The following is a 23038-nucleotide window of genomic DNA, read 5'->3' on the forward strand; positions in this document are numbered from 1 at the left end:
TAGCGCTTGCAAATCTGAGCCTGTGCCCGGTTCCGTCATAGCGATAGCCGCGATGTATTCGCCACTTGCCATTTTTGCTTTTGCTCTTTTGTTGCATGATGCAAAATGTAAGGCGCGACGATTCCTGAATGCACGATACCGCCAAATCCTGACTGATTGGATTCTGCTTGAGCATAAATGATAGCGACTTCATCACGAAAATCACCGCCACCGCCGCCATACTCTTCAGGCATTGAGGCACACAAAAAACCGTTCTCGCCAGCCTCTTCCCAAGCCTCGCGATCGATCATGCCATTTTTGCGCCACTGCTCGTCTTTTGGCTCCCAACCTTTGAACATTTTGAGCGCACTCTCATAAATCATTTTGCGCTCTTGAGTCATCCAGTCTGGCGCTAGGTTTTCGATACTCATGGAATTATTCCTTGACGATTTTGGGTAGTAATAATTAATTTGTTTTGATATTGTAGATGTCGAATAGAATATTTAGCACTAATGGTAATATTTATTACCTCTGCAAACCATTATCTGATATTAAATATCGTTGGAGTGTGGCAGTTATACTAAGACAATAAAAGTAGCGATGCAATCGGATTCAATATAATAGTAATTAATATTACTTTTTCTAATTTTTAGAGATATGAGATTTTCGATAAATCACTAACACAACACTTAAGCTAGAAATTATAGGTTTAATGTTTGCTAAAAGTCATGAGGTAAGTAAAAGCAAACCAGATGTTTTTACAGTAGCGATAAAGACGAATACTAAAAAAATCTACACAACTATTGGTTTTTTTGCCATTGTATTATGGCAAACTTACTATAAGGTTTGCCTTAGTTATCAATGGTTTCTGAGCATTAATGGTTGATAAACTTCTCGTTTTTAACCCCTTATTCAAATAGGTCCTAACCCTGTCCTATTAAAGGAAAAAGCATGACCTTATCTAGCAAGTCCACGCCTATATACTTGGCGCCTGATACGTTCGCTGAGTATCTGTCCTATCAGAATCAATACTGTTTGTTTTTGGATATCGATGGCACGCTAGCTACTTTTACTCTTGACCCAAAAAATAGCTTCATTCCTAGTACGACTCTTAATATATTGCAACAAATACAAGACTTAGGCGTCGATATTGCGGTTGTCACTGGGCGTAGTTTGGATAACGCAAGGACAATGCTCTTCCCTTTGGTCTTACCTATCGCCGCCACCCACGGTCTTGAGATCTTTACCAATAAGCACTCAACGGGTCAGACAGACGATATGACTCATATCAAGCAGATAGATATCAAAGAGCTTAGCGTTATCAAACAGGCACTTCTACAGGCCTGCCAGTTTTATCCTAAAGTCCGTATAGAAGATAAACCCTACTCTATCGCCTTACATTTCCGTGAGTATCCAGCTTTAGCAGAGGTTGCGTATAGCCTGATCACTCAAGTCGCAAAACCTTACCCTAATTGGGTCATAAAATCTGGTAAATATGTTTGGGAGCTAGTGTCACAAGACGCGAATAAAGGCACGGCGATTTTGACTTTGCTACAATCAATGCAGACGGATAAGACACTTTGTCCTATATTTATTGGTGATGACAGCACTGACGAAGCAGGATTTGAGGCGATACAGGGCGATTACAAAGCAGGTATGGGTATCAAAGTCGGTACTGAGCCGACTTCTGCACATTACTATGTGAATGACACAGATGAAGTAGTCACCCTACTACATCGCTTTTTTGCTTTTTGTCAAAAGCAAGCCTCACTACCTCGTCACTTGACAGAATCTTCTCTACTTGATTCGCCTAAATATTTAGGACCATCATTGTGAGCCGTCTGATCGTCTTATCAAATCGGGTGAAAATGCCTGATGATGCTCAGGCGGCGGGCGGGCTTGCCGTAGCATTGGACGATATATTGGTCGGCAGTTCGGTGATTTGGATGGGATGGAATGGCGAAGTGGTCGAAACTTTTGCTGATAATAGTAACCAGTTTAATAGCCGCAAACACAGCTTTTTTTCGCAGACCAATACACAAACTGATACACGTTCTTGTAAGCAGCAAGCGCATAAAGACGTTACCTACATGACGACAGCACTTACGCGCAGGCAGTATCAGCATTTCTACTGCGGTTTTGCTAATAGTGTGCTGTGGTTCATGCTACATGAGCGCCCAGAATTAGTTAATGAAGCTATGGATGATTATGCCGGCTATCAGGCGGTAAACCGCTTATTTGCGCGTCAATTAAGTCAAATCATTGAGCCTGACGATGTCATTTGGGTACATGATTATCACTTTTTGAGCGTGGCGTATTATTGCCGAAAGCTAGGTATCAACAACCGTATTGGCTTTTTTTTGCACATTCCGTTTGCGCTATTAGCGTTTTGGAAAAAGATAGACAAAAGTGCTGAACTTATAACGCATCTTGCCCATTACGACGTCATTGGTATGCAAACTGTGCAAGATAAGATCAACTGTATAGACGTCTTAAGCTACTATTTATCTAACGATCTAAACACTCAAACGATATATCCATTGTTGAATGATGTAGAGTCTATAAAATCAGATAAAACCCATGTACAATTTGATTTGGGCTACCCTACATCGCACCATTTGACCATCCACACCTACCCTATAGGCATCAATGTCGATAAAATTCAAACACAAGTAAGTCATCTATCATCCAAAAATTTGACACACAGATCAAAAGACAGTACTACTCAGTCAGTAGCACAGCAAATCATAGCAGTCGATAGAATTGATTATTCAAAAGGTTTGTTACAGCGGTTTTGGGCATATCATAAATTTCTCAAGACATATCCTGCCTATCAACATCAGCTTGAACTACTACAAATTGCCTGTCCGAGCCGCTTGGACTTACCCGTTTACCAGCAGCTTTATACTCAGGTTAAGCAAGTCGTTGATGATATCAATCAGCAATTTGCAACTTCTAGCTGTCACACATATCACTCACAAAATACATCTCGTAACTGTACTTCACAACATAACTGGCAGGCGGTTCATTACAGCGAAAAAGTGCTTGATCATGAGACGCTGATGCAAGCATTTTGGCATAGTAATGTGGGCTGGGTGAACTCGCTTAAGGACGGTATGAACCTTGTAGCCAAAGAATATATCGCCGCGCAAAATCTTGATGATCCTGGCGTGCTACTACTCTCAAAATATGCAGGTGCCGCCGAACACATGCAAGCAGCAGTGATCATTGATCCGCATCAACCCGTAAGTATCATAGAGGGTTTAAAAACGGCCTTAACGATGCCACTTTCGGAGCGAAAAGAGCGGCATCAGACGCTACTAGCGGGCTTACGCAACTATGATATTAATGCCTGGCAACAAGACTTTTTGGCGGACCTATATACTATTAGGTCTGATCAAGCAAAAAACACGTTACCAAGAGCTACTCATAAGTTTGATTTACAAGAGTAATTTGGAGAATGTTATGGCTAATATAGAAGTCCCATTACGGCAAAATACTTTATTAGAGAGTATCAAAGGCGATATAGAAAAAAGGCTAGTCGCTGATCAGCAAGTGCTAAATACGCTTAGTATCACCGATGAACGACGCTACGATATATTAGACATTTTAATTAAGTACAGTCAAAGCGTACCGCATCCTGGTAACGCCACTAGTGATGGCAATGGACAAGATGCAAGCACCCTTGAGCGTTGGCAAATCCTCGCTTATGTCGCAAGTGTTGATCTAACCCTTGCTAAATGGTTTGAATCACACTTAGATGCGCTGAGTATCTTCTATGAAATTGGCTACGCAAAACCTGTAAAAGGCTTGCTTGCAGTTTGGGCAGCAGAGGGTCACCCTTTATCCTTTAATCCGGACGATACTAACCAGCAAGGCCAAGTTCATGGCACTGTTAATGGCACTAAAGCTTGGTGCTCAGGGGCGCACATTGTTGATTATGGGCTGATGACTTATCGTGACAAAGACGCTCGTTCGCAATTGCTGATCGTCGATATGCAACAAGACGGTATTGCTATTGACACTAGTGGCTGGCAGGCGGTTGGTATGCAAGCTACGGATACAGCGACGATAGATTTTGATAACGTAGCCGCTGAGCAAGTTGGCGCAGCAAATGAGTATTTAGACAGAGTAGGATTTTGGCATGGCGCCGCTGGAGTTGCCGCTTGTTGGTATGGTGCCACAGTCTGTCTAGCAGACTATTTAATCAAAGCTTATCAGCATAAGCCTAACGATTTTAAGGCCATGTATTTAGGTCAAGTCAGCATGATATTAGCAGCGACTCAGCAATCCTTTTATCACGTCGCGCGCTTAATCGATACGCAGCCGCAGCACAGTCATGAGTTAGCTATTCGTCAGCTCAGAGCACATACTGAGCAAGTAGCAAGGCAAGTATTGGATGCTGCCGGACAGGCACTAGGTGCAGCACCGTTTTGCGGCAATGCACATTTTGCAAGAGTGGCCGCTGACTTACCTGTATTTATACGCCAAAGCCATGGCGCTTTTGATCTACAAAAAATTGGCGAGCTCACTGCTCAATCAGTCAGCCAGTTGAGAAATGACTCAACCCATATGCGAGAAAACATATGGCAACTATAGCAGAGGATCAAACAGATACGGCAAATGCAAATAATATAAAAAACCATCCTATCGTAGGTGATCGCGTAATTGAGGGCGATGGTACCAGTCAAGACGCTTGGCAAAACTGGCCAGGACTGCATCATCTGCCGCCGCTAGATATAACAGCACATCTCCCAGCGCACAAGCGCGTATGTATCTTTGCTCCGCACCCTGATGACGAGATACTAGGCTGCGGCGGACTACTCCAGCACGTAGCCGCTAATGGCAACCCTATCCTCCTTGTACATGTCACCAATGGCACCCAAAGTCATCCAGACTCAACCCTTTATCCTCCAAAGCAGCTCAATACTATTCGCCCGCAAGAGAGCATTAACGCCTTAAAAGCGCTAGGTATTGCGCACCAAGTATCCATTATCGCTTTGGACTTGACGGATGGTAACGTATTCGCTGAGCAAGAACTATTTAATAAAAAATTAGCGACTATTATCCAGCCTAATGATATTTTGGTGACGCCTTTTATTCACGACGGTCATCCTGATCATGAAGCGACGGGACAAGTCATTCAAGCATTTGCTAAGCGCCAACATTTAGCCTGTTATCAAGTCCTGATTTGGGCATGGCATTGGGCGCAGCCTGACGATAACCGTATTCCTTGGCACAGTGCACTAAGACTAGATTTGAGTGCTGAGCAGGTACAGCGTAAATCGCAAGCTATTACTTGTTTTACCAGTCAAATCACCACTGATGAGAGTACAGGCAATCCGCCTATTTTATCCGCGCAAACTATCGCTAGAATCAGCCAACCTTGGGAGGTTTATTTGCATGAGCCACAATCCTAAATCTATTATGGCACTGGATGCTGCCGACACTTTAGTCAATAGCGATAACAGTTTAAGCGCTTCTAAGGATTGTCCTCAATCTGACGCGTATTCAGAGACGTATTTTGAGGTGCTGTATACTGACAACAGCGACCCTTGGCAGTACCAGACGCGCTGGTATGAAAAGCGCAAACGAGACATGTGCCTTGCGGTATTGCCACAAGCAAAGTATACCAATGCCATAGAATTGGGCTGCGGTAATGGCGTATTTAGTGAGCTGCTTGCACGTCGTTGTCAGTCGCTTTTAAGCCTAGATGGTAATGCCAAAGCCGTACAACTTGCCAGACAGCGTTTAAGAGACTTGTCTGGGGTCAAGGTGGTACAAGGTATCATTCCTGGCGCGCTATTCACTCTAGAAAACGATGCTTTGTCAGACAATGCACTCACTTATCATCCCCCCTTTGATGCAATTATTATCAGTGAAATTTTATATTACTTATCGCCAGCTGATGTCGATAGCGTTATTAAATGGATAAAGCAAAACCTAGCTACAGGCGGTACTTTATTGTGTTGTCATTGGCGCTACGTTATCGAGGGTTTTGCTATGACGGGCGAGACCGTACATCAACGCTTACAGCAAGCGTTTGATGCATCAACCCATCAAGCAGAACACTTAGCCTTTGAGCATCAAAGTCAGATCATAGATCGTGATTTTTTGTTAGATGTTTGGCAGTACTCCGAGCAGTCGGTCGCGATGCAAGAAAATCTAATATGATTAATAATAATCAGCACCATCATAAAGCGGATGATAATAATAACCAGATGGATATAAAAATCGCTATCGTCATTCCTGCGCATAACGAAGCGGCGACTATCAGCGACTGCTTAAACGCAGTGCAAAGCTCAATCGAGCAATTAGCTGCAGCCATCGATACATATATAGTAGTCATGCTCGATAGCTGTACGGATGCTACGCGCGCGATAGTCGAAAATGCTGGCGTTGACTATTTAAGCTGCGATTATCACTGCGTAGGGCAAGTACGGGACTTAGGGATTCGCCATGCGATCACGCAAGGGTTCACTTGGATCGCTTGTACCGATGCCGATTCAGTAGTGACTACAGATTGGCTGGTGCAGCAAATTGCACATATCAACCATAAACCGACTGATATGATCTGCGGGGTAGTGAGTGTCGATAGTTGGGCACACCTAATGCCGCAAACGCGCAGTAAGTATATGGCCCATTATCAAGATAAAATGAATCACCGTCATATTCATGGTGCAAACTTAAGCTTTAGTAGTCAGGCGTATAACGAGGTCGGTGGTTTTGCACCCCTTAAATGCCATGAGGATGTGGATTTGGTCAAAAAGTTCGAGTCCAAAGGTTACGCTATTACTTGGAGTAATCGTGTCCGCGTCACTACCAGTAGCCGCTTGCAAGCGCGAGCAAGTGAAGGGTTTGCTGCATTTTTAGCCAATATAGAAAGCACCAATAGAAAATAATTACGTCAGTGTCATGCTTTTACCTGTCTACTATAACTATGTTTTAGTGTGTACCTATCCCATGTCCTTTATTGTCTCAATGCTTAATCAAAAACTCACCTTTTCTAAACTCTAAGCTTGCGCCTGTTTATCATAACCATTCAAAAGAGCGCTTCACCTTTGTATAAATACTGGCTTTGGTTTTATATCCTCTATATAATATTTTGAGTAATCACTCAACAACGATCATATGCTCTCATAAAGAGTCTTCAATAAAAATACTTTGTCCGACCTCATATTTAGCATCAAAGGTTATTATTTCATGCGCATGACTAGATACTTGCCCGCCATCCAAAACACGATTCGCTATAGCAGCTACGCTATAGCAGTTGGGGTTTGTGCGAGTATCTCTGCTAGTACTGCATCGACTATCGCAGTATTAAGTAACGACAATCAACCCCATTGGCAACAAGTACAAAAAGCGGGTGAAAATCAAGACGTCTACTTCCACGCTTGGGGCGGCGATCCACAGATTAATGCTTATGTTCAGTGGGCGGCTAAAACGGTTGATGATAAATATAATATCAATCTGGTCCATGTCAAATTAAGTGACACCAGTGAAGCCGTCAGCCGCGTACTCGCTGAGAAATCTGCTAACAACAATGATCGAGGTAGCGTCGACTTGATTTGGATCAATGGCGCTAATTTTGCCACTATGAGCGAGAACTCATTACTATTAAAGGACTGGGCAGATAGCCTACCTAACTTTACTCTTACCGATCCCAACAATAATCCAGCCGTGACTCTTGATTTTGGTATTCCTACCGAGGGTATGGAGTCGCCATGGGGACAGGCATCGCTGACCTTTTATTATGATAGCTTAGCGGTAAAGAAGCCGCCGACAACCTTGAATGAGCTTGCCAACTGGACACAGCAAAACCCTGGACGCTTTGGTTATCCCAAGCCACCTGACTTTTTGGGTATCAGCTTTTTGAAGTATGCTTTAGTAATAATACATGAGCAGAACGATGCCAAGACAGGCACCGATATCAGAGCTGAGTTAAATCAGCCTGTCAGCGCGCAAAACAAGGAAATCGTGCTTGCTCCGCTTTGGGAGTTCTTGGATGAGATGCATCCAACCCTTTGGCGTAACGGCGAACAATTCTTGCAAAGCGGCGCGCAAATGCGTCGCTTGGTTGATGATACTGAGCTGAGCTTAGCCTTTACTTTTTCAGGTCCTGAAGTCCCAGCCGCTGTTCGGCGTTATGACTTGCCGCCGAGCATCCGTAGCTATGCGATGAGTGATGGCAGCTTGAGCAATACGCATTTTGTCGCAATTCCTTATAATGCTAGCCATCCGAAAGCGGCGCAATTGGTCGCCAACTTTTTACTTAGTCCTGAAGCGCAAGCTCATAAACAAAATCCCAGCGTTTGGGGTGACAAAACGGTCTTGGTACCTGCGACCCTGGGCACAGAGCAGCAAGCGCTATTTACAACGACTAAGCCCCATCCAAGCGCACTGCCCTTTGACGCGATAAAACGCACCGTTAGCGAACCTCATCCAAGTTGGGTAGATGCTATTGTTGAAGGCTGGCAAGCTCGCTATGGAGTCAGCGAATGAGTCAGTTCTTTGATGACAAAGATGAAAAACTTGAACTAGCTAAAAATTCAGGTTCTCAGAACTCTAATACTGGTAACACTAGTATGACTACCCATTACAACGGTGATCTGTTTACGCGCTTAGTGACCCTTAGCCCCAAATTTTTACTGCTTTTACTGCTATTCCCTGTACTAGGTGGCCTTGTCAGCGTACTTTTGCCGGCCTTTGGGTGGGTACCTGCTATCGGTCAAACGAGCTTTAATTTACAAGGGTTTGAAGCACTATGGCAAACCCCCGGTCTGGGGCAGATGGTAGCGTTGAGTGTTGCCACGGGCCTTGTCAGTACCCTGCTCGCTTTTATCATAGCTCTGATGATACTAGCTGCGTTTTTTAATAGTGTATGGCTGACCCGTATCGAGCGCTTGCTTAGTCCAATCTTGGTCATTCCACATGCGGCGGCTGCGATCGCCATTGGGTTTTTGATTGCGCCCTCAGGCATGATTGCGCGATTAGTATCGCCATGGCTGAGCGGTTGGGAGCTTGCGCCGCAAGGAATACTACCGCACGATCCTTATGGCATTAGTATCATTTTGGGACTGGTGCTAAAAGAGCTGCCGTTTTTATTACTGATGGCGCTTGGCGCTTTAGCGCAGCCTGAGCTGGGTAAGAAGTTACATGAGCAGTATAAAGTGGCGCTAAATTTGGGCTATTATCCAGTTACAGCTTTTTTTAAAGCGGTTTTTCCGCTCCTTTATCCTCTATTGCGCTTACCTATCTTGGCGGTACTCGCCTATGCCAGCGCCAGTGTCGAGATGCCCCTTATTTTGGGACCCAATACGCCGTCCACTCTAGCGGTTACCATCATGCAATGGTTCAATGATGTGGATCTCAATTTACGTATAAAAGCCTCAGCAGGTGCGATATTGCAATTGCTATTGACTGGTGGCTTGATCACCCTATGGCTTGGCGGTGAACGAGTCATTAAAGCGCTATGCAAAGGCTCACTACTCAATGGTAAGCGCCGTTATATCGACAGCATTTGGCAAAAACTCACTTATGGACTTACAGTTTTAATTCTAGGATTTATTGCTCTATCTCTTGTAGGACTATTGATGTGGTCAGTCGCAGGCTATTGGCGCTTTCCTGCTGTATTGCCAGAGCAGCTAGTCCTATTGCATTATCAAAGCGCCTTTATGCAAATGAGTACGCCGCTATTCAACACCCTATCTATAGGCATAGTCTCAACTGTATTTGCCATTATGCTCACCTTGTTATGCTTAGAATCTGAACAATTAGGTGATAGACCCCTCTCCTCCTTTACCAGTTTCATTATCTACTTACCGCTCCTGGTTCCTAGCATCGCTTTCTTGTTTGGTTTAGTCTGGTTACAGCAGTTAATCGATAATCAAGCGGCTTTTGTTAATGTCGCCTTTACCCATTTATTGTTCGTGCTGCCCTATGTATTTTTATCGCTTGCCAGCAGCTATAGGCGTTTAGATGTACGCTTTGTCAATGTCGCAGCGAGCCTTGGTGCTACGCCTGCCAAAGTGTTTTTGCAAGTCAAACTACCGCAGCTGTTTGCGCCTATTATGATCGCTATCGCTTTGGGATTGGCGGTCAGTTTTGGGCAATACCTACCCACGCTGCTGGCAGGCGGCGGACGTATTGCGACTATTACTACTGAGGCGGTAACGCTAGCTAATGGCGCTAGCAGGCGTACCAGTGCCGTTTATGCCATTATGCAAATGGTCTTACCGCTAATTGGCTTTATAATAGCTTGGATACTACCCAAGTATTTTTATAAAAGTGGCGCACGTTAACTGAGTAACTACTAAAATCATAATAAAGGTAAGACGATAATAAAGGATTCTCTATGTCAGCATCGCTACAAATAAAACACTTACAGCTCTATCGTCAAAGTGAGCTATTGGTCAGCTTAAATGAGCAAATCAAGGGCGGCGAGATTCTAACTATCATGGGGCCCTCTGGTAGTGGCAAATCAAGCTTGTTGAACTGGATGACAGGCACCTTGCCCAGCGGCTTTAACGCTACTGGCGAGATTTGGCTCAATGGCGAAAACGTCAGTCATTTGCCGACGCACTTACGTCGAATTGGTGTTCTCTATCAAGATGCGCTGCTGTTCTCACACTTATCGGTAGCGGGTAATATTGCTTTTGCGATGCCTAAAGATGACAAAGAGAGCAGCAAAAAACAGCGCTTAGCAAAGATAGAGCACGCTCTCGAGCAAGTCGGCTTAGCTGGCATGGCAAATCGTCATCCTGATAATCTATCAGGTGGTCAGCAAGCTCGCGTAGCCCTACTGCGTACCCTAATGAGTAAGCCCAAAGCCATATTGCTAGATGAGCCTTTTAGCAAGCTTGACACCCAGCTTCGAGCAGATACTCAGCAATTGGTATTTGATCAAATTCGTACCCATAAATTACCCGCTATTATGGTTACTCACGACCACAGCGATGCTAAAGCTGCGAGTGGTAAAGTCATTACGCTAAGCCTTTAACCAATAGCTTCTAGACTTGAACTTTTGGCGTCAATAACAAAAAGGCCAACCTATGCTAGATAAGTTTATTACTCCTGTTATCACCCCTATACTGAATCCTTTAGTCGTCGCGCTATATAAGCGCGGCATCAAGGCTGATCAATTGACGGTGACGGGTTTTATCATCGGTATGCTAGTGTTACCCCTACTTGCCTATCAGCTGTGGTTTGGTGCGCTTATTGCTATTATACTCAATCGTATTTTTGATGGTTTAGATGGCGCGCTTGCTCGCCATGCCAATAAGAGCTCAAGCGCTGGCGGCTACTTAGATATCACCCTCGACTTTTTGTTTTATGCCGCCGTGCCACTCGGTTTCATCTTGGCTAATCCTACACAAAACGCGATCGCAGGCGCATTACTGCTGGCTGCCTTTATCGGCACTGGCTCTAGCTTTTTAGCTTTTGCTGTAGCAGCCGAAAAGTTTCAATTGGATAAACCGCAGTTTAAGTACAAGAGCTTTTATTATCTAAATGGTCTGACCGAAGGTACTGAAACCATAGCGCTATTTGTCGCCTTTTGTATTTGGCCACAGCATTTTGTACTACTTGCTAGCCTCTTTGCTGCGGCCTGTGCGGTGACTATCGTTACTCGTATTTATGGCGGTTATCAGACCTTAAGACGTTTAGAAGACAAGCACTGATTTTTGCATAAATACTTATACTGTAATCATCCTTACTTCAAAGTCTTTAATATCAGTATTCACTACTCTTTGAGCGTTTATACACCATCATAAAGTATCTTGAATGTTAACAGGCGTTACAAATATTTGAGCAATCGCTCAATTTATATTTGAGTGATTGCTCAGAATGATTTACAGTAGGGTCAGTTAGCGACTCATAGCATTGCCTATTCGCTGACTTCATTTATTTAAATTAATAAAACTTAAATATTCATGAACTTAGATATCCATAAACTTAAATACTCATAAGGATCTTATATGACTGATTTTACTTTACATAATAAAGAAACAGCTCCTGCCGATAGCCAAGAGCTGCTCGATGTCTCTATCAATGCCTTTGGCATGATTCCAAATCTACATGCAGTCATGGCTGAAGCACCAGGCTTATTAGAAGGCTATCAGCGTCTACATCAGCTATTTTTGGACAGCAGCTTTAATGATGAAGAGACCACTGTGGTGTGGCAAACTATCAACGTTGAACATGCATGTCATTACTGCGTGCCCGCTCATACTGGCATTGCCAAAAGCATGAAAGTTGATGACGCTATCACTAATGCGCTACGTGACGAGACGCCACTACCGACAGACAAATTAGAAGCGCTACGTGACTTCACTCTGTCAGTAGTTCGCAATCGTGGTAATGTCGATGATGCGTCTGTACAAACATTCTTGGATGCAGGCTTTAGCAAGCGCCAAGTGTTAGAAGTGGTACTAGGCGCGGCGCAAAAGGTGATGAGCAACTACACCAATCATCTTGCCAATACCCCAGTAGATAAGCCGTTTGAGAAATTTGAATGGCATAAAGCACAGTAATATTGTTAATAATTAGCAGCTTGATAGTCTCTACATTTTTTAATATTGTCGTCAAAACTGTTGCTAGATGGACCATCGAGCAGCAGTTTTTTGGTTAAAATAATAGCTATAAACTATAATCAACGCGAGGTTATGTGGAAGATAACAAGCAGCTATCATCAGAGCGGCCACTGCGCATAGATATCGTATCTGACGTGGTCTGCCCTTGGTGCGCTATTGGCTACGGACAATTGGTCAAAGCTCTCGAGCAGACTGGTATAGAACATGAGATTCACTGGCATCCGTTTGAGCTAAACCCTGATACCCCAAGCGAGGGGCGCAATTTGTATGAGCATATTGCTATCAAGTACGGCTCAAGTCGAGAGGAGTCTGATGCGAGCCGCGCTCGGATGACTGAGGCAGGTCGCAGTGTGGGTTTTGAGTTTAACTTCACGGAGGACAGCCGCACTTATAACACTTTTGATATGCATCAGCTTCTGCACTGGGCCAATCTGCAAGGACGCATGCATGAGTTAAAGCAAGCGTTGTTCGCCGCTCACTTTACTCATGCTAGAGAAGTCTCAAGCCAAGACGTCTTAGCAGATATCGCTAGCGAGATTGGTTTAGATCGTAATGAGGCGCTAACGGTATTAACGGATCAGCGCTTTGCCGAAGACGTTCGCCGTGCTCAGCAAAGTTGGCGTCAAAAAGGGATTCAAAGTGTACCCTCTGTTATTTTTGATCAACAACACTTGGTCAGCGGCGCTCAAGGGGTCGAGAACTTTAAGAGCATTTTGCAACAGTTGTCAGATATGACAAAATAATGCACTAATCAATAATAAGCACTAGGGACAAAGCACAAAAACCAAAAGGGCGACTTATAATATTAAGTCGCCCTTATAGCTTTTATTGATATAAGCGTTAATACTTATGGTTCTAGCTAAATACTCACAAAGCGCGTGCATCAAGACTAAGCTTAGTGAACAGGCTCATTATTACGCAGGCTCTCTATTGATGATGCCATATCCTCTGCCAGCTCATGCACCGCTTGACTCTCGACATCACGCTGAGCAAAGGCACGCAAACCCATGACCTCAGCCTGTAATCGACGCGCCAGCCTAGTCGCATCAAGCGTGTCATCCATCTCGCCTAGACGCTGCGCCTCAGCGAAACACTCGCCAAAACGCGCCTCCATGCCCGCTAGTAATTTTTCTACCTTATCTAAAGCTAATTGTTCACGCGCACCAAGCTCAAGCAAGCTTTTGACCAGCATACATGCTCGACTAGGCAAGTCTTTATCGCGGATACCACCAAGCTGGCGCATAAAAGCCGCCAATCCCATCAATGGCGACTGATGATTGGCCAGTATACGTTCAAGCTCCGTTAAGGAGGACTGCGCATAATAATCTAGCGCTTCTTGAAACAAGCCGTCTTTACTACCGAATGCGGCGTAAATGCTACCCGGACGCATATCGAGAGCTTGTTCGATGTCTTTTAGGGAGGTGGCATGAAAGCCTTTGTGCCAGAACAGGGCTATGGCGCGTTCTAGCGCCTCGTGACGATTGTATAAAGTAGTTCGTGACATAGTAAATCCTGAATCTTGGAGCTGCGACCACAGATAATGCGGTAAGCACAGCGGTATAATTTGAGTGATTACTCAATTTTATCTTGACTCGCTACAACAGTCCAGTTAAAGTTTATTAACGACGCTTAGGCTATTAGCTACGACTTGTCTTTTTTGAGCAATGCATGCGCTCAAAGTGCGTAATAATCTTTGAAATATAATGTCTTGCTATTAAAATTATCATTCTTAATTCGGTTGATAGAGACAAACGATAGTTTAATGACATAACCGTTCTATCACTTCGAGGCTATTTACATGCGTAAAAACCTACTTACCCATGATAATAGTCTGCTCCGAACACTCTCCAGCATACTAGTATCCTCTCGATTGCGCATTATATTGTTATTAGTCATCCTTGTGTCTCTATTCATTTTGCTGACAAGCTGTACATCACGGGTCTGGAATGAACCTATCATAGAAACGGTTAACCCTAGTTATAATTTTAAAAATAACTTACCGCAAAACTCAGATGATGTTTTTGTGGTTCTCGCCTTCTCTGGTGGCGGTACACGCGCAGCAGCGTTCAGTTATGGTGTGCTTGAAAAGCTACGAGACACACCTGTGATGATTAACGGCGTGGAGCGCCGATTATTAGATGAGGTAGATGTTATCTCTTCGGTATCAGGTGGTAGCTACACTGCCGCTTATTATGGCTTGTTTGGTGATGAAATCTTTGAGCGATTTGCCTCTGAGTTCTTGTACGAAGACTGGCAGTCTCGACTGATGAGACTGGCGATACGACCACAAAGCTTGATTGCGATGAGTAGCTCTGAGTACAATCGTGGCGATCTAGTAGCCAATAACTTAAACGAGAGTTTATTTCGGCAAAAGAGCTTCGCTGACATGGGCCACGGCAAATTACCGTTTGTTATTCTCAATGCCAGTGATCTAAATAATGCCATGACCTTTTCGTTCACTCAGCAGCAATTTGATTTTTTGTGTTCGGATTTATCGAGCTATCCTGTGGCCAACGCGGTGATGGCGTCATCTTCTGTGCCTGGCATTTTTGCACCCATCGCCTTGCGCAATTTTGCCGACTGTCCTCAGCGTTCTCAGCCTTGGGTTAATGTGGCTCTCAATCAAGACGATCATTTACCGCGTAGCTACGCTATAGCCCGTGCACTAGATCGATACTCGCAACCAGATCGTATGCCAGTGGTGCGCCTAGTAGATGGCGGGGTCACTGATAACTTGGGCGTACGCGGCTCAATGATGAGTCCTGTCACTCAGTATGGCGATGTCCCCAACATGGCAGGCGCGTTCAGTCCTGACAAGCTGCGTCAGGTCAAACAAGTACTGGTCGTCGTAGCCAATGCTCAAACTTACTCAGAACATGAGTGGTCAGTTCAGAGCAAGGATCCGAGTTTCATTCAGACTATTTCAGCGGCGAGCGAAGTGGCTTTGGGTACTTTAAATAACGAGACTATTTCATCCGCTAAAGACGAATTTTTGCAATGGGGCGAGCATGTCAACGCTCAGCGCTCAGCAGACGTCCCTCAGGTTGAGGTGCATTTTGCGGTGTTGACCTTTGATCAGGTTAAGGATAAAGCGGAGCGTGCGAAGTTCGATGCTATGCCCACGACCTTTCGTTTGCAACCAGAGCAGGTTGATGATCTGCGTGCTTTGAGTGGTAACCTACTGGAGCGCTCTAAAGAATTTCAAGAATTTCGACAAGCCTTACAGTGATCTAATATTCGCTAGATTCTCATTTTTATCTACAATGACAGCCTATTTTGAGCAATCACTCAAATTTACCTTGAATGTTCGCTCAACTAAAGGTAATGTAATAGTCACTCTTATTTATATTTGTGTGCCTGACACTACTTTTATGATCTACAAGGAGCTTTTATGCCCTCTACCCCATCACCCTCTATCATCGTATTTGACGTCAATGAAACCCTGCTCGATATCGAAACGCTTGCGCCTTTATTCACTCGTCTATTCGGTGATGAGCGCGTACTGAGAGAATGGTTCGCGCAATTGGTGCTCTATTCGCAAACCTTGACCTTATCTGGTCTTTATACGTCCTTTGGTGAGCTTGGTGTTGGTGCATTACAGATGACGGCTGATATTCATAGCGTTACTTTAACGAATGATGATATTGACAAGTTTAAGCAGCTTATGAGCGAGATGCCCGCTCATCCTGATGCGGTGCCCGCATTAACCATATTACGTGATGCTGGATTTAGGCTGGTGACCTTGACCAACTCAGCGAGCAGTGCTTCTCCTACGCCACTCGAAAAAGCAGGATTGGGTGATTTCTTTGAGCGCTCTTTTAGCGTTGAGGCAGTCGCAAAGTTCAAACCTGCGCCTGAGACGTACCAGATGGTCGCCACAGAATTATCGGTTGAGACATCAGAGCTTTGCCTTGTCGCCTGTCATCTTTGGGATACGATTGGCGCGCAAGCGGCTGGCTATCAAGGCGCGTTCCTCAAACGTCCTTATAATGCCATGCTACCCGCATCCAACGTGCCCATACCGCACTTTATGGCCTCAGATCTGGTTATGCTGAGCGATCAGATTATTGAAAATCGCAATGATTAACCTCAAAAACCGAACAAGGAATGTTTATCATGAATAAATATATCGCAGGAATTATTGCAGGCTTCATTGCCACTATCGTGATGACTATTTTGCTACTGCTAAAAAGCATGATGGGTCTCATGCCTGACTTGGATATCATAGCGATGCTCGCCTCAATGATTGGTGACAGTCGAGTAATGGCGTTTATTGCTCACTTTATGGTGGGTTCTATTGGATATGGTCTGATAATGGCAATAGTGGGCAGCACGGATAGAAATAAAAATTTTACGGTAATAGGAGCACTCATAGGCGCTGCTGGTTGGCTTATGATGATGATTGCTATTATGCCTATGATGGGTAACGGCCTGTTTGGTTTGGCTATGCCAAGCGGTATTATGATTCCTATCGCAACCTTAGTACTCCATCTCATCTTTGGCGTCGTATTAGGTAAAGCTTATGCCAAATTTATTCGTTAAAAACACTCGTTAATTTACTAAATCTTAAAGCTCAATTTAAATCACTTCAATTTAAAAACCAAAGGATAGAACTATGCAATCAAATAACCCTCAAAAACTTCAGGCTGGCAGTCAATTCCCCGACGTGCAGGTACAAATGCTCGGTGGCGACATGACAACCTTAGGCAAACCTGAAAACGGTCATGACTGGAAATTAGTCGTTGTCTACCGCGGCAAGCACTGCCCAATCTGTACCAAGTATCTTAATCAGCTAGAAACGGTCAAATCCTCATTTGCTGATGCGGGCGTGGATATCTTGGCGATATCAGGCGATAGCAAACAGCAGTTGCAAGAGCATTTAGAAGAGCTAGAGGATATCAACTTCCCGATGGCTTATGGCTTAACCGTTGAGCAGATGAATGAGCTTGGGCTGTATATCTCTGATCCGCGCTCAGAAAAAGAGACCGATCATCCTTTTGCAGAGCCTGGAGTATTCGTGATTAACGCTAAAGGCGAGATTCAAATCATTGATATCTCAAATGCGCCGTTCGCTAGACCTGAGCTTGAAATGCTTGCGAACGGTTTGTCTTTTATTCGAGAAAATGACTACCCTATACGTGGTACGCATGGTTAAAGTTTAATTACTATTACCGCTTAATCAACAATGAACAGTTTAGCGCCAGTGGTAGTCGATGAACGATGAGCTATCGTATCATCGGCGACTTGGTAGGTCATACCTGGCGTTAATGTAAAGGTTCGACCATCTTTTAGCTCAGTATTGAGCTCACCTTCAAGGCACAGCAATATATGACCCTTAAAGCACCAATGATCCGCTAAGTAACCGGGTGAATACTCAACCTTGTGCACCTGAATAGTATTAAAATCAAGCGTTATCCAGTAGCCAACGCCAGTCTCACCTTTTATTTTTATAGCTTCTATATTCGTCCAATCCGTCATTCCAAACGGTATTTTTTCCATTTTCATAAGTCTTATTCCTCATTATTAAAAACTAATAGTTCTTATAAAACATGTCCTTTGGTTCTATTTATTATTTAAAAAAATATATTTCATAGTAGAGCATATTGAACACTCATAAGTAAGCACTGCTGATAGCTAATCATATCTATGTTCTCGTCCAAGAAAAAACCTTAGGTACTGAAGATGCCTTGGCTAGCCTATTTTATTCAAACGAATAGAACAATTTTATCATCTACCTCTCTCCACAAACACCTTATTTCATTTTTAAGATACCTCATTAAAGTCAAAATTATTGTTTAGAAAATATTAAAACTCTTATATATATCAATTATTAGTTGTATACCTACTTGATGTTGGTTATTCTTTAAAGATGCCTTGTAAGGTATTAGGAGAGTCAAAAGCACTATTATAATTATGAGAGGTGTATAAAATGAGTGATTTACTTGAGTTTGAAATCGAAAATGTACTGCCATCTGATGCAGTTCAAGACTGCTACGACTTAGCTCTTAATCATAGACAAGAAACAGAATATCTTAGAAGAATTGCACCAGCTGTCGTTGAAAGCCTTTCAAAGATGAAGTTATTTCGAATGGGTCTTTCAAAGTCTTTAGGAGGCTGGGAGAATACACCCGTAGAGACTCTAAAAGTATATGAGCATCTTGCAAGTGCTGAGGCTTCTGCAGCTTGGATCGTTTGGAATAATCACTTAGCTTGTACTTTTGGGCGTTTTTTGGATAAGACGAGTTTTGAAGAAGTTTACAAAGACCCTACCCATATCTATGCTAATTCTGCACGTCCTGAAGGCACTGCGCAAACGCTCTCAGATGGTTATCTTGTATCAGGTCGATGGACACTCGTATCTGGTTGCGAGCTTGCTGATTGGTTTGTATTGCGATGCTTAGTGCTATCAGAGGGGTCACCAAAAACACTTGGGCCTGGTGCAAAATTAAAGTTATTCTTTATTCCAAAACAAGACATCGAAATCATAGATACATGGAATGTTGGTGGTCTGAACGGTACAGGTAGTCACGATGTCGTCGTAAAAGACGCTTTTGTAAAGCCTCAATATGCAGTGGATTTTGATAGTCCAGTTGTCATCGATAGCGCATACAATCGCTTGCCTATTGGCTGCATCAATGCAGCTGGCTGTGCCGCAATGGCACTAGGGGTTCTAAAAGCTGCAACCGATGACTTAACAGAGCTGTGTTTGGAGAGAGTGACACCAGGTAAGAACCCAGATTTACGTGATCGGTCTACAGTACAATCAGCAATAGCCAATAGTAAAACTCTACTCGCCTCAAAACGCTTACAGTTACACCATAGCGTTGAAACATTATGGATAGAGGCTCAAAACAGAAATACTTTTTCTGATAAGCAGCTTGCAGATGTCTGGGCAGCATCTTGCGCAGCAGCTACAGAGGCTCGTTCTATGGTCTCTGAGATCTATGCAGTAGCAGGTACTGTCTCTTTATATAAAAAGCATAGGATAGAAAGAGCCCATCGAGATATTCACGCTATTTTGCAACATGGTATTATTCAACCTCATTGGCAAGCTCAGGCAGGTATGGCTTACGTTGGTTTAAAACCTACTGCCGCTATGTTTAGAATTTAGGGCGTGTTTAATAATTCACAAATAAGTACTGACAGTGACTATTTTTTTAGCAGTTCATAGTTAAAATAGTAAGTCAAGTTTTTCAGACGTCTATTTTTACCTTAAATACGACAAGAAAGTGTCCTGTCTCTCTATTATGCGCATAGTATTGCGGACGATTAAAGCAGTACTTTCACTCAATACACCCTCAGGTCTGATGCTAAGAGTGCTTCACTCAAAGTAACTGTTCAAATAAAATGAGCTAGCTTGTGCAATAGCATTACTTGTGATTGACATAATGACTAGCACACAGCTTTGATAAACTGGTAGCTATCAGCAGTGTCATGGTTGAGTATCAAATACGTTCTAATTGTTTTTGATACTAAGAAAACTAACTTTTACCTTATGTCAAAGATGTATACTCAAGTTTTTTAGTACGTAAAGTATAGCTTTATTTTACTCATTTGCGCATGTCCTACTATTATAAATTTATAATAGTCTATTTTGTTTGTCATGATTCGATATATAAGTTTTTAATCTAGCAATTGTGTGCAAGTGTTACTGTTAATTGACAGCTAGCCAACATCTGTAAATAATATACCTAACAATTTTTGTTACTAAGTAAGAGTCTCAAAAGTATACTTTTACCAGATTCTTATGTTGCTCACTTTAGTACAAAAAATTTTAGTGGAGATGATTATGGATGGTCAAATGACGGGCAGCGCTCTTACCCGTGCTATGCTCAGACGTGGCGATCATATGATATGGTGTGCTGTAGATGATACGAGTGACGCACAAGCTATGAGAGATCATACCAATAATAATTTTACTACGCACATCGTGTCCTATCGAAATGGACAGTTTACATGCATAGATGGTATAACATGGCTTTTTGCAGTTCCCATCAAAATTATTGAAGTCACAAAAGAAGAAGTAAGATTATAAATTTTGCTCACATAAATACCATTTACTATAAATGGTGAAGACCTCTACCGATCAACGGTAATGAATTTAAGAACTTAACTCTAATGATTTCTTATATTTTTGACGAAATTATAATTGCTCTTTAAAAAAATAAAAACAAGGCATCTGATGCCTTGTTTTAGATTAAGTCATTTATAGATAAACTATCTCATTAGTCAAAATGGAAACCTGCACCAACAGCGCCGCCTACATTACCTTGGGTATCTGCTGTACCGTTGACTTTTATAACCCAGCGACCGTCGTTTGACAACTTAGAGACACCGATAGCTACTGCGCTTTCACCATTGTAGGTTGCGATACCACCGCCTACCATAGACTTACCGATAATGTACGCTTGAGGTAGCGAAGACATTGCCATTGCTGCTGAAATACCTGCATTAGCGTCATCTTCAACTTCATCGATCTTGTAACCTAAGTCGTTCATGTTGCTATTAAGTCTACTATCTAATGCGCTAAGTTGACTGTAGTTGACCGCATCGGTTGCTTCTACGCCATCTGCTACACCAGTAAGACGTTGATCACCTGCATTTAAACCTTGACCTGTCATACTAGGTCCGCCTTGCATTGATATGCCACTGCTATTTATAACTGTAGTACCTGCAGCGATACTATCAACGCTGATATTACCGTTTAGATCGAACTTGATACTACTGCCATCAGTTGTAGTGGTAATATTTTCACTACCAGTAAAGCTAAGTACGCTACCATCACCAACAGGTTTGTTAATAACATCACCGTTATCAGCACCGAAGTTTAGACCAGCATCAAGCTTATCTTTATTCGCTGCGACGTTGGTTGTATTAGTAGCAATATTGGTGGTGTTGGTTGCAATATTGCTAGTATTATTTGCGATATTGGTTGTATTGGTTTCGATGTTTGTAGCATTATTTGCGATATTTTCATTAATGACAATCTCGCCTTGCTTGATAGAAGCAATTGCACCATCAATGCTACTTTCACCAGTACCACCTATATTAGTGTTTGTAAAGCTACCGTCTTCAGCATTGTAGACGGTGTTGCCACCAATAATACTACTGATACCAGTGCCTTGTGCAAACAACTGACTACCATTTATAGCATCTTGCGAGCTGGATGAAACCTCACCATTTTGTACATTGGTTACTTTCATATCAGCAGCATTGATACCATCGCGGGTCATGCTAGGTCCGTCTATGATACTAAAGCCATCGTCACTCATAAGGCTTTGACCTGTAGTTAAAGTATCAACTGCAATGTCTGAATTGAGATCAAAGCTAAGGTCGTTATCGCCTATTGCTCTAGACAACGGGTTAACAACTCGCGTAACGCTGATGTTACCGTCGGTATTACTCATATCGACATTACTATTAACAACTGATGTTGGCGTATCTTTTTGGGCACTTAAGCTCCATCCTGTGTTTATTGCTGATGTTGCCTCTTGTAGTTGACCTAAATTGACTCCATCAGTCAGCTCCACCCCTCGACCAACATTGCTAATTACGTTACCGCCGTTATTTAGACCCATACTGCTGAGCCTAACCGTACGGTTGGTATCACTACTAACAAAGGTAAATCCACTATTATTCATAATGCTATTACCAATTCGTATGCTACCATCTTCACTTAAATCTAACTGATTGTTGAGCTGAATCTGAACACCTGTAGCAGAGGCAGTAGTTAAGATATTACTATCACCTGTAACGTTGATCGTATCACCTAAAGCAAATTGCTGATCGTTAGTGCTGTCTCCATCACCAATTCTAATTCCTTTAGCAATATTTCCCGTATTGACGCCAATATCTGTAGTATTGGTTTCAATATCAGTAGTGTTAATATCTACTTTAGTATTCGTATCCGACAGCTGACCGAAATTCACCGCATCTTTTGGCGTTGAGCCATCTGCTACGTTGGTTATTTTGTTGCTACCATTGTTCAGACCGTTGGCTGAGATACTTACGCCACTACCAAAATTTGCACTATTGAGATCAGTTAGATCTTTGACGAGCTTGACTGTTAGTGAATTATCAGTGTCATTTGCGATGACGCCGATGTTATTACCAGAGGCAAGTCTATCAGCATCAACCTCTCCACCTTTGATAGTAAGTTTTTCACCCATTTTACGAGTGACAGTAACGAGTGTATTGTCGCCTGTAAAATCAAGACCTCTATCAACGGTTTGATTGATGCTATTGTTAACTTCTAACAGCTGCTCTTGGGTTGCTGCCAAACCACCAGTATAGGTTTGATTAGCATCAAAGGTTGTGTTACTTAAACCTGAGACTGTGCCGTTTGTACCGTCAATCATTACTGGCATATCACTGCCGACAGTGATGACATCCGCCAATCCAAGCTCGATACCGTCATTGGTAGACAATAGCGTCGTGGTTAGGTTATTGTCTGTGTTTAGCTTAATCTC

General features: G+C 43.1%; 22 protein-coding genes. 18 read left to right on the top strand and 4 right to left on the bottom strand.

Annotated elements, in window-relative coordinates; genetic code table 11:
* Positions 1 to 35 precede the first annotated feature (35 nt).
* Positions 36 to 410 (bottom strand): acyl-CoA dehydrogenase family protein, encoded by a 375-nt coding sequence (locus ACTXGO_RS01825; RefSeq protein WP_443573244.1) that lies wholly within the window; start codon positions 408 to 410, stop codon positions 36 to 38.
* Between the two features lie 520 nt (positions 411 to 930).
* Between ACTXGO_RS01825 and otsB the strand changes: the two genes are divergently transcribed.
* The 12 genes from otsB (at position 931) to ACTXGO_RS01885 (ending at position 13312) form a co-directional block, all read left to right on the top strand.
* Positions 931 to 1815 carry a trehalose-phosphatase gene (gene otsB, locus ACTXGO_RS01830; protein WP_435950931.1) on the top strand — a complete coding sequence of 295 codons (885 nt, stop codon included), beginning with the start codon at positions 931 to 933 and terminating at the stop codon, positions 1813 to 1815.
* On the top strand, positions 1812 to 3431 hold the full coding sequence (locus tag ACTXGO_RS01835; RefSeq protein ID WP_443543099.1) for an alpha,alpha-trehalose-phosphate synthase (UDP-forming): 1620 nt from the start codon (positions 1812 to 1814) through the stop codon (positions 3429 to 3431). Before otsB ends, ACTXGO_RS01835 begins: the two co-directional genes overlap by 4 nt.
* A gap of 13 nt (positions 3432 to 3444) precedes the next feature.
* Positions 3445 to 4578, top strand: coding sequence for an acyl-CoA dehydrogenase family protein (locus ACTXGO_RS01840; protein ID WP_443573245.1), 1134 nt, complete (start codon positions 3445 to 3447; stop codon positions 4576 to 4578).
* Positions 4566 to 5399, top strand: a complete 834-nt coding sequence (locus ACTXGO_RS01845; protein ID WP_435950928.1) for a PIG-L deacetylase family protein — start codon at positions 4566 to 4568, stop codon at positions 5397 to 5399. The genes ACTXGO_RS01840 and ACTXGO_RS01845 overlap by 13 nt, the downstream gene beginning before the upstream one ends.
* The gene (locus ACTXGO_RS01850) at positions 5383 to 6153 is read left to right on the top strand and encodes a class I SAM-dependent methyltransferase (protein WP_435950927.1); all 771 of its coding nucleotides are present in this window, start codon (positions 5383 to 5385) and stop codon (positions 6151 to 6153) included. Before ACTXGO_RS01845 ends, ACTXGO_RS01850 begins: the two co-directional genes overlap by 17 nt.
* A 53-nt stretch (positions 6154 to 6206) precedes the next feature.
* Positions 6207 to 6881: a glycosyltransferase family 2 protein gene (locus ACTXGO_RS01855; RefSeq protein WP_435951030.1), complete on the top strand. Its 675-nt coding sequence runs from the start codon at positions 6207 to 6209 to the stop codon at positions 6879 to 6881.
* Between the two features lie 301 nt (positions 6882 to 7182).
* Positions 7183 to 8481, top strand: a complete 1299-nt coding sequence (locus tag ACTXGO_RS01860) for an ABC transporter substrate-binding protein (protein WP_435950926.1) — start codon at positions 7183 to 7185, stop codon at positions 8479 to 8481.
* Complete coding sequence (locus tag ACTXGO_RS01865) at positions 8478 to 10280, top strand: ABC transporter permease (protein ID WP_443543104.1); 1803 nt, start codon at positions 8478 to 8480, stop codon at positions 10278 to 10280. The genes ACTXGO_RS01860 and ACTXGO_RS01865 overlap by 4 nt, the downstream gene beginning before the upstream one ends.
* Before the next feature lie 53 nt (positions 10281 to 10333).
* Positions 10334 to 10978: an ATP-binding cassette domain-containing protein gene (locus tag ACTXGO_RS01870; RefSeq protein ID WP_435950924.1), complete on the top strand. Its 645-nt coding sequence runs from the start codon at positions 10334 to 10336 to the stop codon at positions 10976 to 10978.
* Between the two features lie 52 nt (positions 10979 to 11030).
* Positions 11031 to 11657: a CDP-alcohol phosphatidyltransferase family protein gene (locus ACTXGO_RS01875; RefSeq protein ID WP_435950923.1), complete on the top strand. Its 627-nt coding sequence runs from the start codon at positions 11031 to 11033 to the stop codon at positions 11655 to 11657.
* 297 nt (positions 11658 to 11954) lie between these two features.
* Positions 11955 to 12509: a carboxymuconolactone decarboxylase family protein gene (locus ACTXGO_RS01880; RefSeq protein WP_443543107.1), complete on the top strand. Its 555-nt coding sequence runs from the start codon at positions 11955 to 11957 to the stop codon at positions 12507 to 12509.
* 134 nt (positions 12510 to 12643) lie between these two features.
* Positions 12644 to 13312, top strand: coding sequence for a DsbA family oxidoreductase (locus ACTXGO_RS01885; RefSeq protein ID WP_435950921.1), 669 nt, complete (start codon positions 12644 to 12646; stop codon positions 13310 to 13312).
* Positions 13313 to 13464: 152 nt separating this feature from the next.
* On the opposite strand, the gene ACTXGO_RS01890 is transcribed toward ACTXGO_RS01885, so the two are convergent.
* Positions 13465 to 14073, bottom strand: coding sequence for a TetR/AcrR family transcriptional regulator (locus tag ACTXGO_RS01890; protein WP_435950920.1), 609 nt, complete (start codon positions 14071 to 14073; stop codon positions 13465 to 13467).
* 519 nt (positions 14074 to 14592) lie between these two features.
* Here ACTXGO_RS01890 and ACTXGO_RS01895 point away from each other — a divergent pair.
* The 4 genes from ACTXGO_RS01895 (at position 14593) to ACTXGO_RS01910 (ending at position 17724) form a co-directional block, all read left to right on the top strand.
* Positions 14593 to 15798: a patatin-like phospholipase family protein gene (locus ACTXGO_RS01895; protein WP_443543109.1), complete on the top strand. Its 1206-nt coding sequence runs from the start codon at positions 14593 to 14595 to the stop codon at positions 15796 to 15798.
* Between the two features lie 162 nt (positions 15799 to 15960).
* Positions 15961 to 16656, top strand: a complete 696-nt coding sequence (locus ACTXGO_RS01900) for a haloacid dehalogenase type II (protein WP_435950918.1) — start codon at positions 15961 to 15963, stop codon at positions 16654 to 16656.
* 29 nt (positions 16657 to 16685) lie between these two features.
* Positions 16686 to 17111, top strand: a complete 426-nt coding sequence (locus tag ACTXGO_RS01905) for a DUF6789 family protein (protein ID WP_443543111.1) — start codon at positions 16686 to 16688, stop codon at positions 17109 to 17111.
* A gap of 73 nt (positions 17112 to 17184) precedes the next feature.
* A complete protein-coding gene (locus ACTXGO_RS01910) occupies positions 17185 to 17724 on the top strand; it encodes a peroxiredoxin-like family protein (RefSeq protein WP_443543113.1) in 540 nt (179 codons plus the stop codon).
* 20 nt (positions 17725 to 17744) lie between these two features.
* On the opposite strand, the gene ACTXGO_RS01915 is transcribed toward ACTXGO_RS01910, so the two are convergent.
* Positions 17745 to 18074 (bottom strand): DHCW motif cupin fold protein, encoded by a 330-nt coding sequence (locus tag ACTXGO_RS01915; RefSeq protein ID WP_435950915.1) that lies wholly within the window; start codon positions 18072 to 18074, stop codon positions 17745 to 17747.
* Between the two features lie 424 nt (positions 18075 to 18498).
* Here ACTXGO_RS01915 and ACTXGO_RS01920 point away from each other — a divergent pair, with 424 nt between their 5' ends.
* Both ACTXGO_RS01920 and ACTXGO_RS01925 read left to right on the top strand, forming a co-directional pair.
* Positions 18499 to 19680, top strand: a complete 1182-nt coding sequence (locus ACTXGO_RS01920; RefSeq protein ID WP_435950914.1) for an acyl-CoA dehydrogenase family protein — start codon at positions 18499 to 18501, stop codon at positions 19678 to 19680.
* A 678-nt stretch (positions 19681 to 20358) separates the two neighbouring features.
* Positions 20359 to 20604 (top strand): hypothetical protein, encoded by a 246-nt coding sequence (locus tag ACTXGO_RS01925; RefSeq protein ID WP_317199380.1) that lies wholly within the window; start codon positions 20359 to 20361, stop codon positions 20602 to 20604.
* Positions 20605 to 20794: 190 nt separating this feature from the next.
* Here ACTXGO_RS01925 and ACTXGO_RS01930 read toward each other — a convergent pair.
* The coding region (locus ACTXGO_RS01930; protein WP_443573246.1) for a YadA C-terminal domain-containing protein at positions 20795 to 23038 on the bottom strand (2244 nt) is incomplete at its 5' end.

This window comes from Psychrobacter sp. T6-1, from assembly GCF_052258445.1.

Bases quoted from the DNA above. Each gene is read 5' to 3' on its own strand.
- ACTXGO_RS01920 (WP_435950914.1), top strand. From the start codon at position 18,499: ATGAGTGATTTACTTGAGTTTGAAATCGAAAATGTACTGCCATCTGAT.
- otsB (WP_435950931.1), top strand. From the start codon at position 931: ATGACCTTATCTAGCAAGTCCACGCCTATATACTTGGCGCCTGATACG.
- ACTXGO_RS01900 (WP_435950918.1), top strand. From the start codon at position 15,961: ATGCCCTCTACCCCATCACCCTCTATCATCGTATTTGACGTCAATGAA.
- ACTXGO_RS01925 (WP_317199380.1), top strand. From the start codon at position 20,359: ATGGATGGTCAAATGACGGGCAGCGCTCTTACCCGTGCTATGCTCAGA.
- ACTXGO_RS01910 (WP_443543113.1), top strand. From the start codon at position 17,185: ATGCAATCAAATAACCCTCAAAAACTTCAGGCTGGCAGTCAATTCCCC.
- ACTXGO_RS01875 (WP_435950923.1), top strand. From the start codon at position 11,031: ATGCTAGATAAGTTTATTACTCCTGTTATCACCCCTATACTGAATCCT.
- ACTXGO_RS01865 (WP_443543104.1), top strand. From the start codon at position 8,478: ATGAGTCAGTTCTTTGATGACAAAGATGAAAAACTTGAACTAGCTAAA.
- ACTXGO_RS01870 (WP_435950924.1), top strand. From the start codon at position 10,334: ATGTCAGCATCGCTACAAATAAAACACTTACAGCTCTATCGTCAAAGT.
- ACTXGO_RS01850 (WP_435950927.1), top strand. From the start codon at position 5,383: ATGAGCCACAATCCTAAATCTATTATGGCACTGGATGCTGCCGACACT.
- ACTXGO_RS01905 (WP_443543111.1), top strand. From the start codon at position 16,686: ATGAATAAATATATCGCAGGAATTATTGCAGGCTTCATTGCCACTATC.
- ACTXGO_RS01890 (WP_435950920.1), bottom strand. From the start codon at position 14,073: ATGTCACGAACTACTTTATACAATCGTCACGAGGCGCTAGAACGCGCC.
- ACTXGO_RS01915 (WP_435950915.1), bottom strand. From the start codon at position 18,074: ATGAAAATGGAAAAAATACCGTTTGGAATGACGGATTGGACGAATATA.
- ACTXGO_RS01880 (WP_443543107.1), top strand. From the start codon at position 11,955: ATGACTGATTTTACTTTACATAATAAAGAAACAGCTCCTGCCGATAGC.
- ACTXGO_RS01845 (WP_435950928.1), top strand. From the start codon at position 4,566: ATGGCAACTATAGCAGAGGATCAAACAGATACGGCAAATGCAAATAAT.
- ACTXGO_RS01860 (WP_435950926.1), top strand. From the start codon at position 7,183: ATGCGCATGACTAGATACTTGCCCGCCATCCAAAACACGATTCGCTAT.
- ACTXGO_RS01840 (WP_443573245.1), top strand. From the start codon at position 3,445: ATGGCTAATATAGAAGTCCCATTACGGCAAAATACTTTATTAGAGAGT.
- ACTXGO_RS01825 (WP_443573244.1), bottom strand. From the start codon at position 410: ATGAGTATCGAAAACCTAGCGCCAGACTGGATGACTCAAGAGCGCAAA.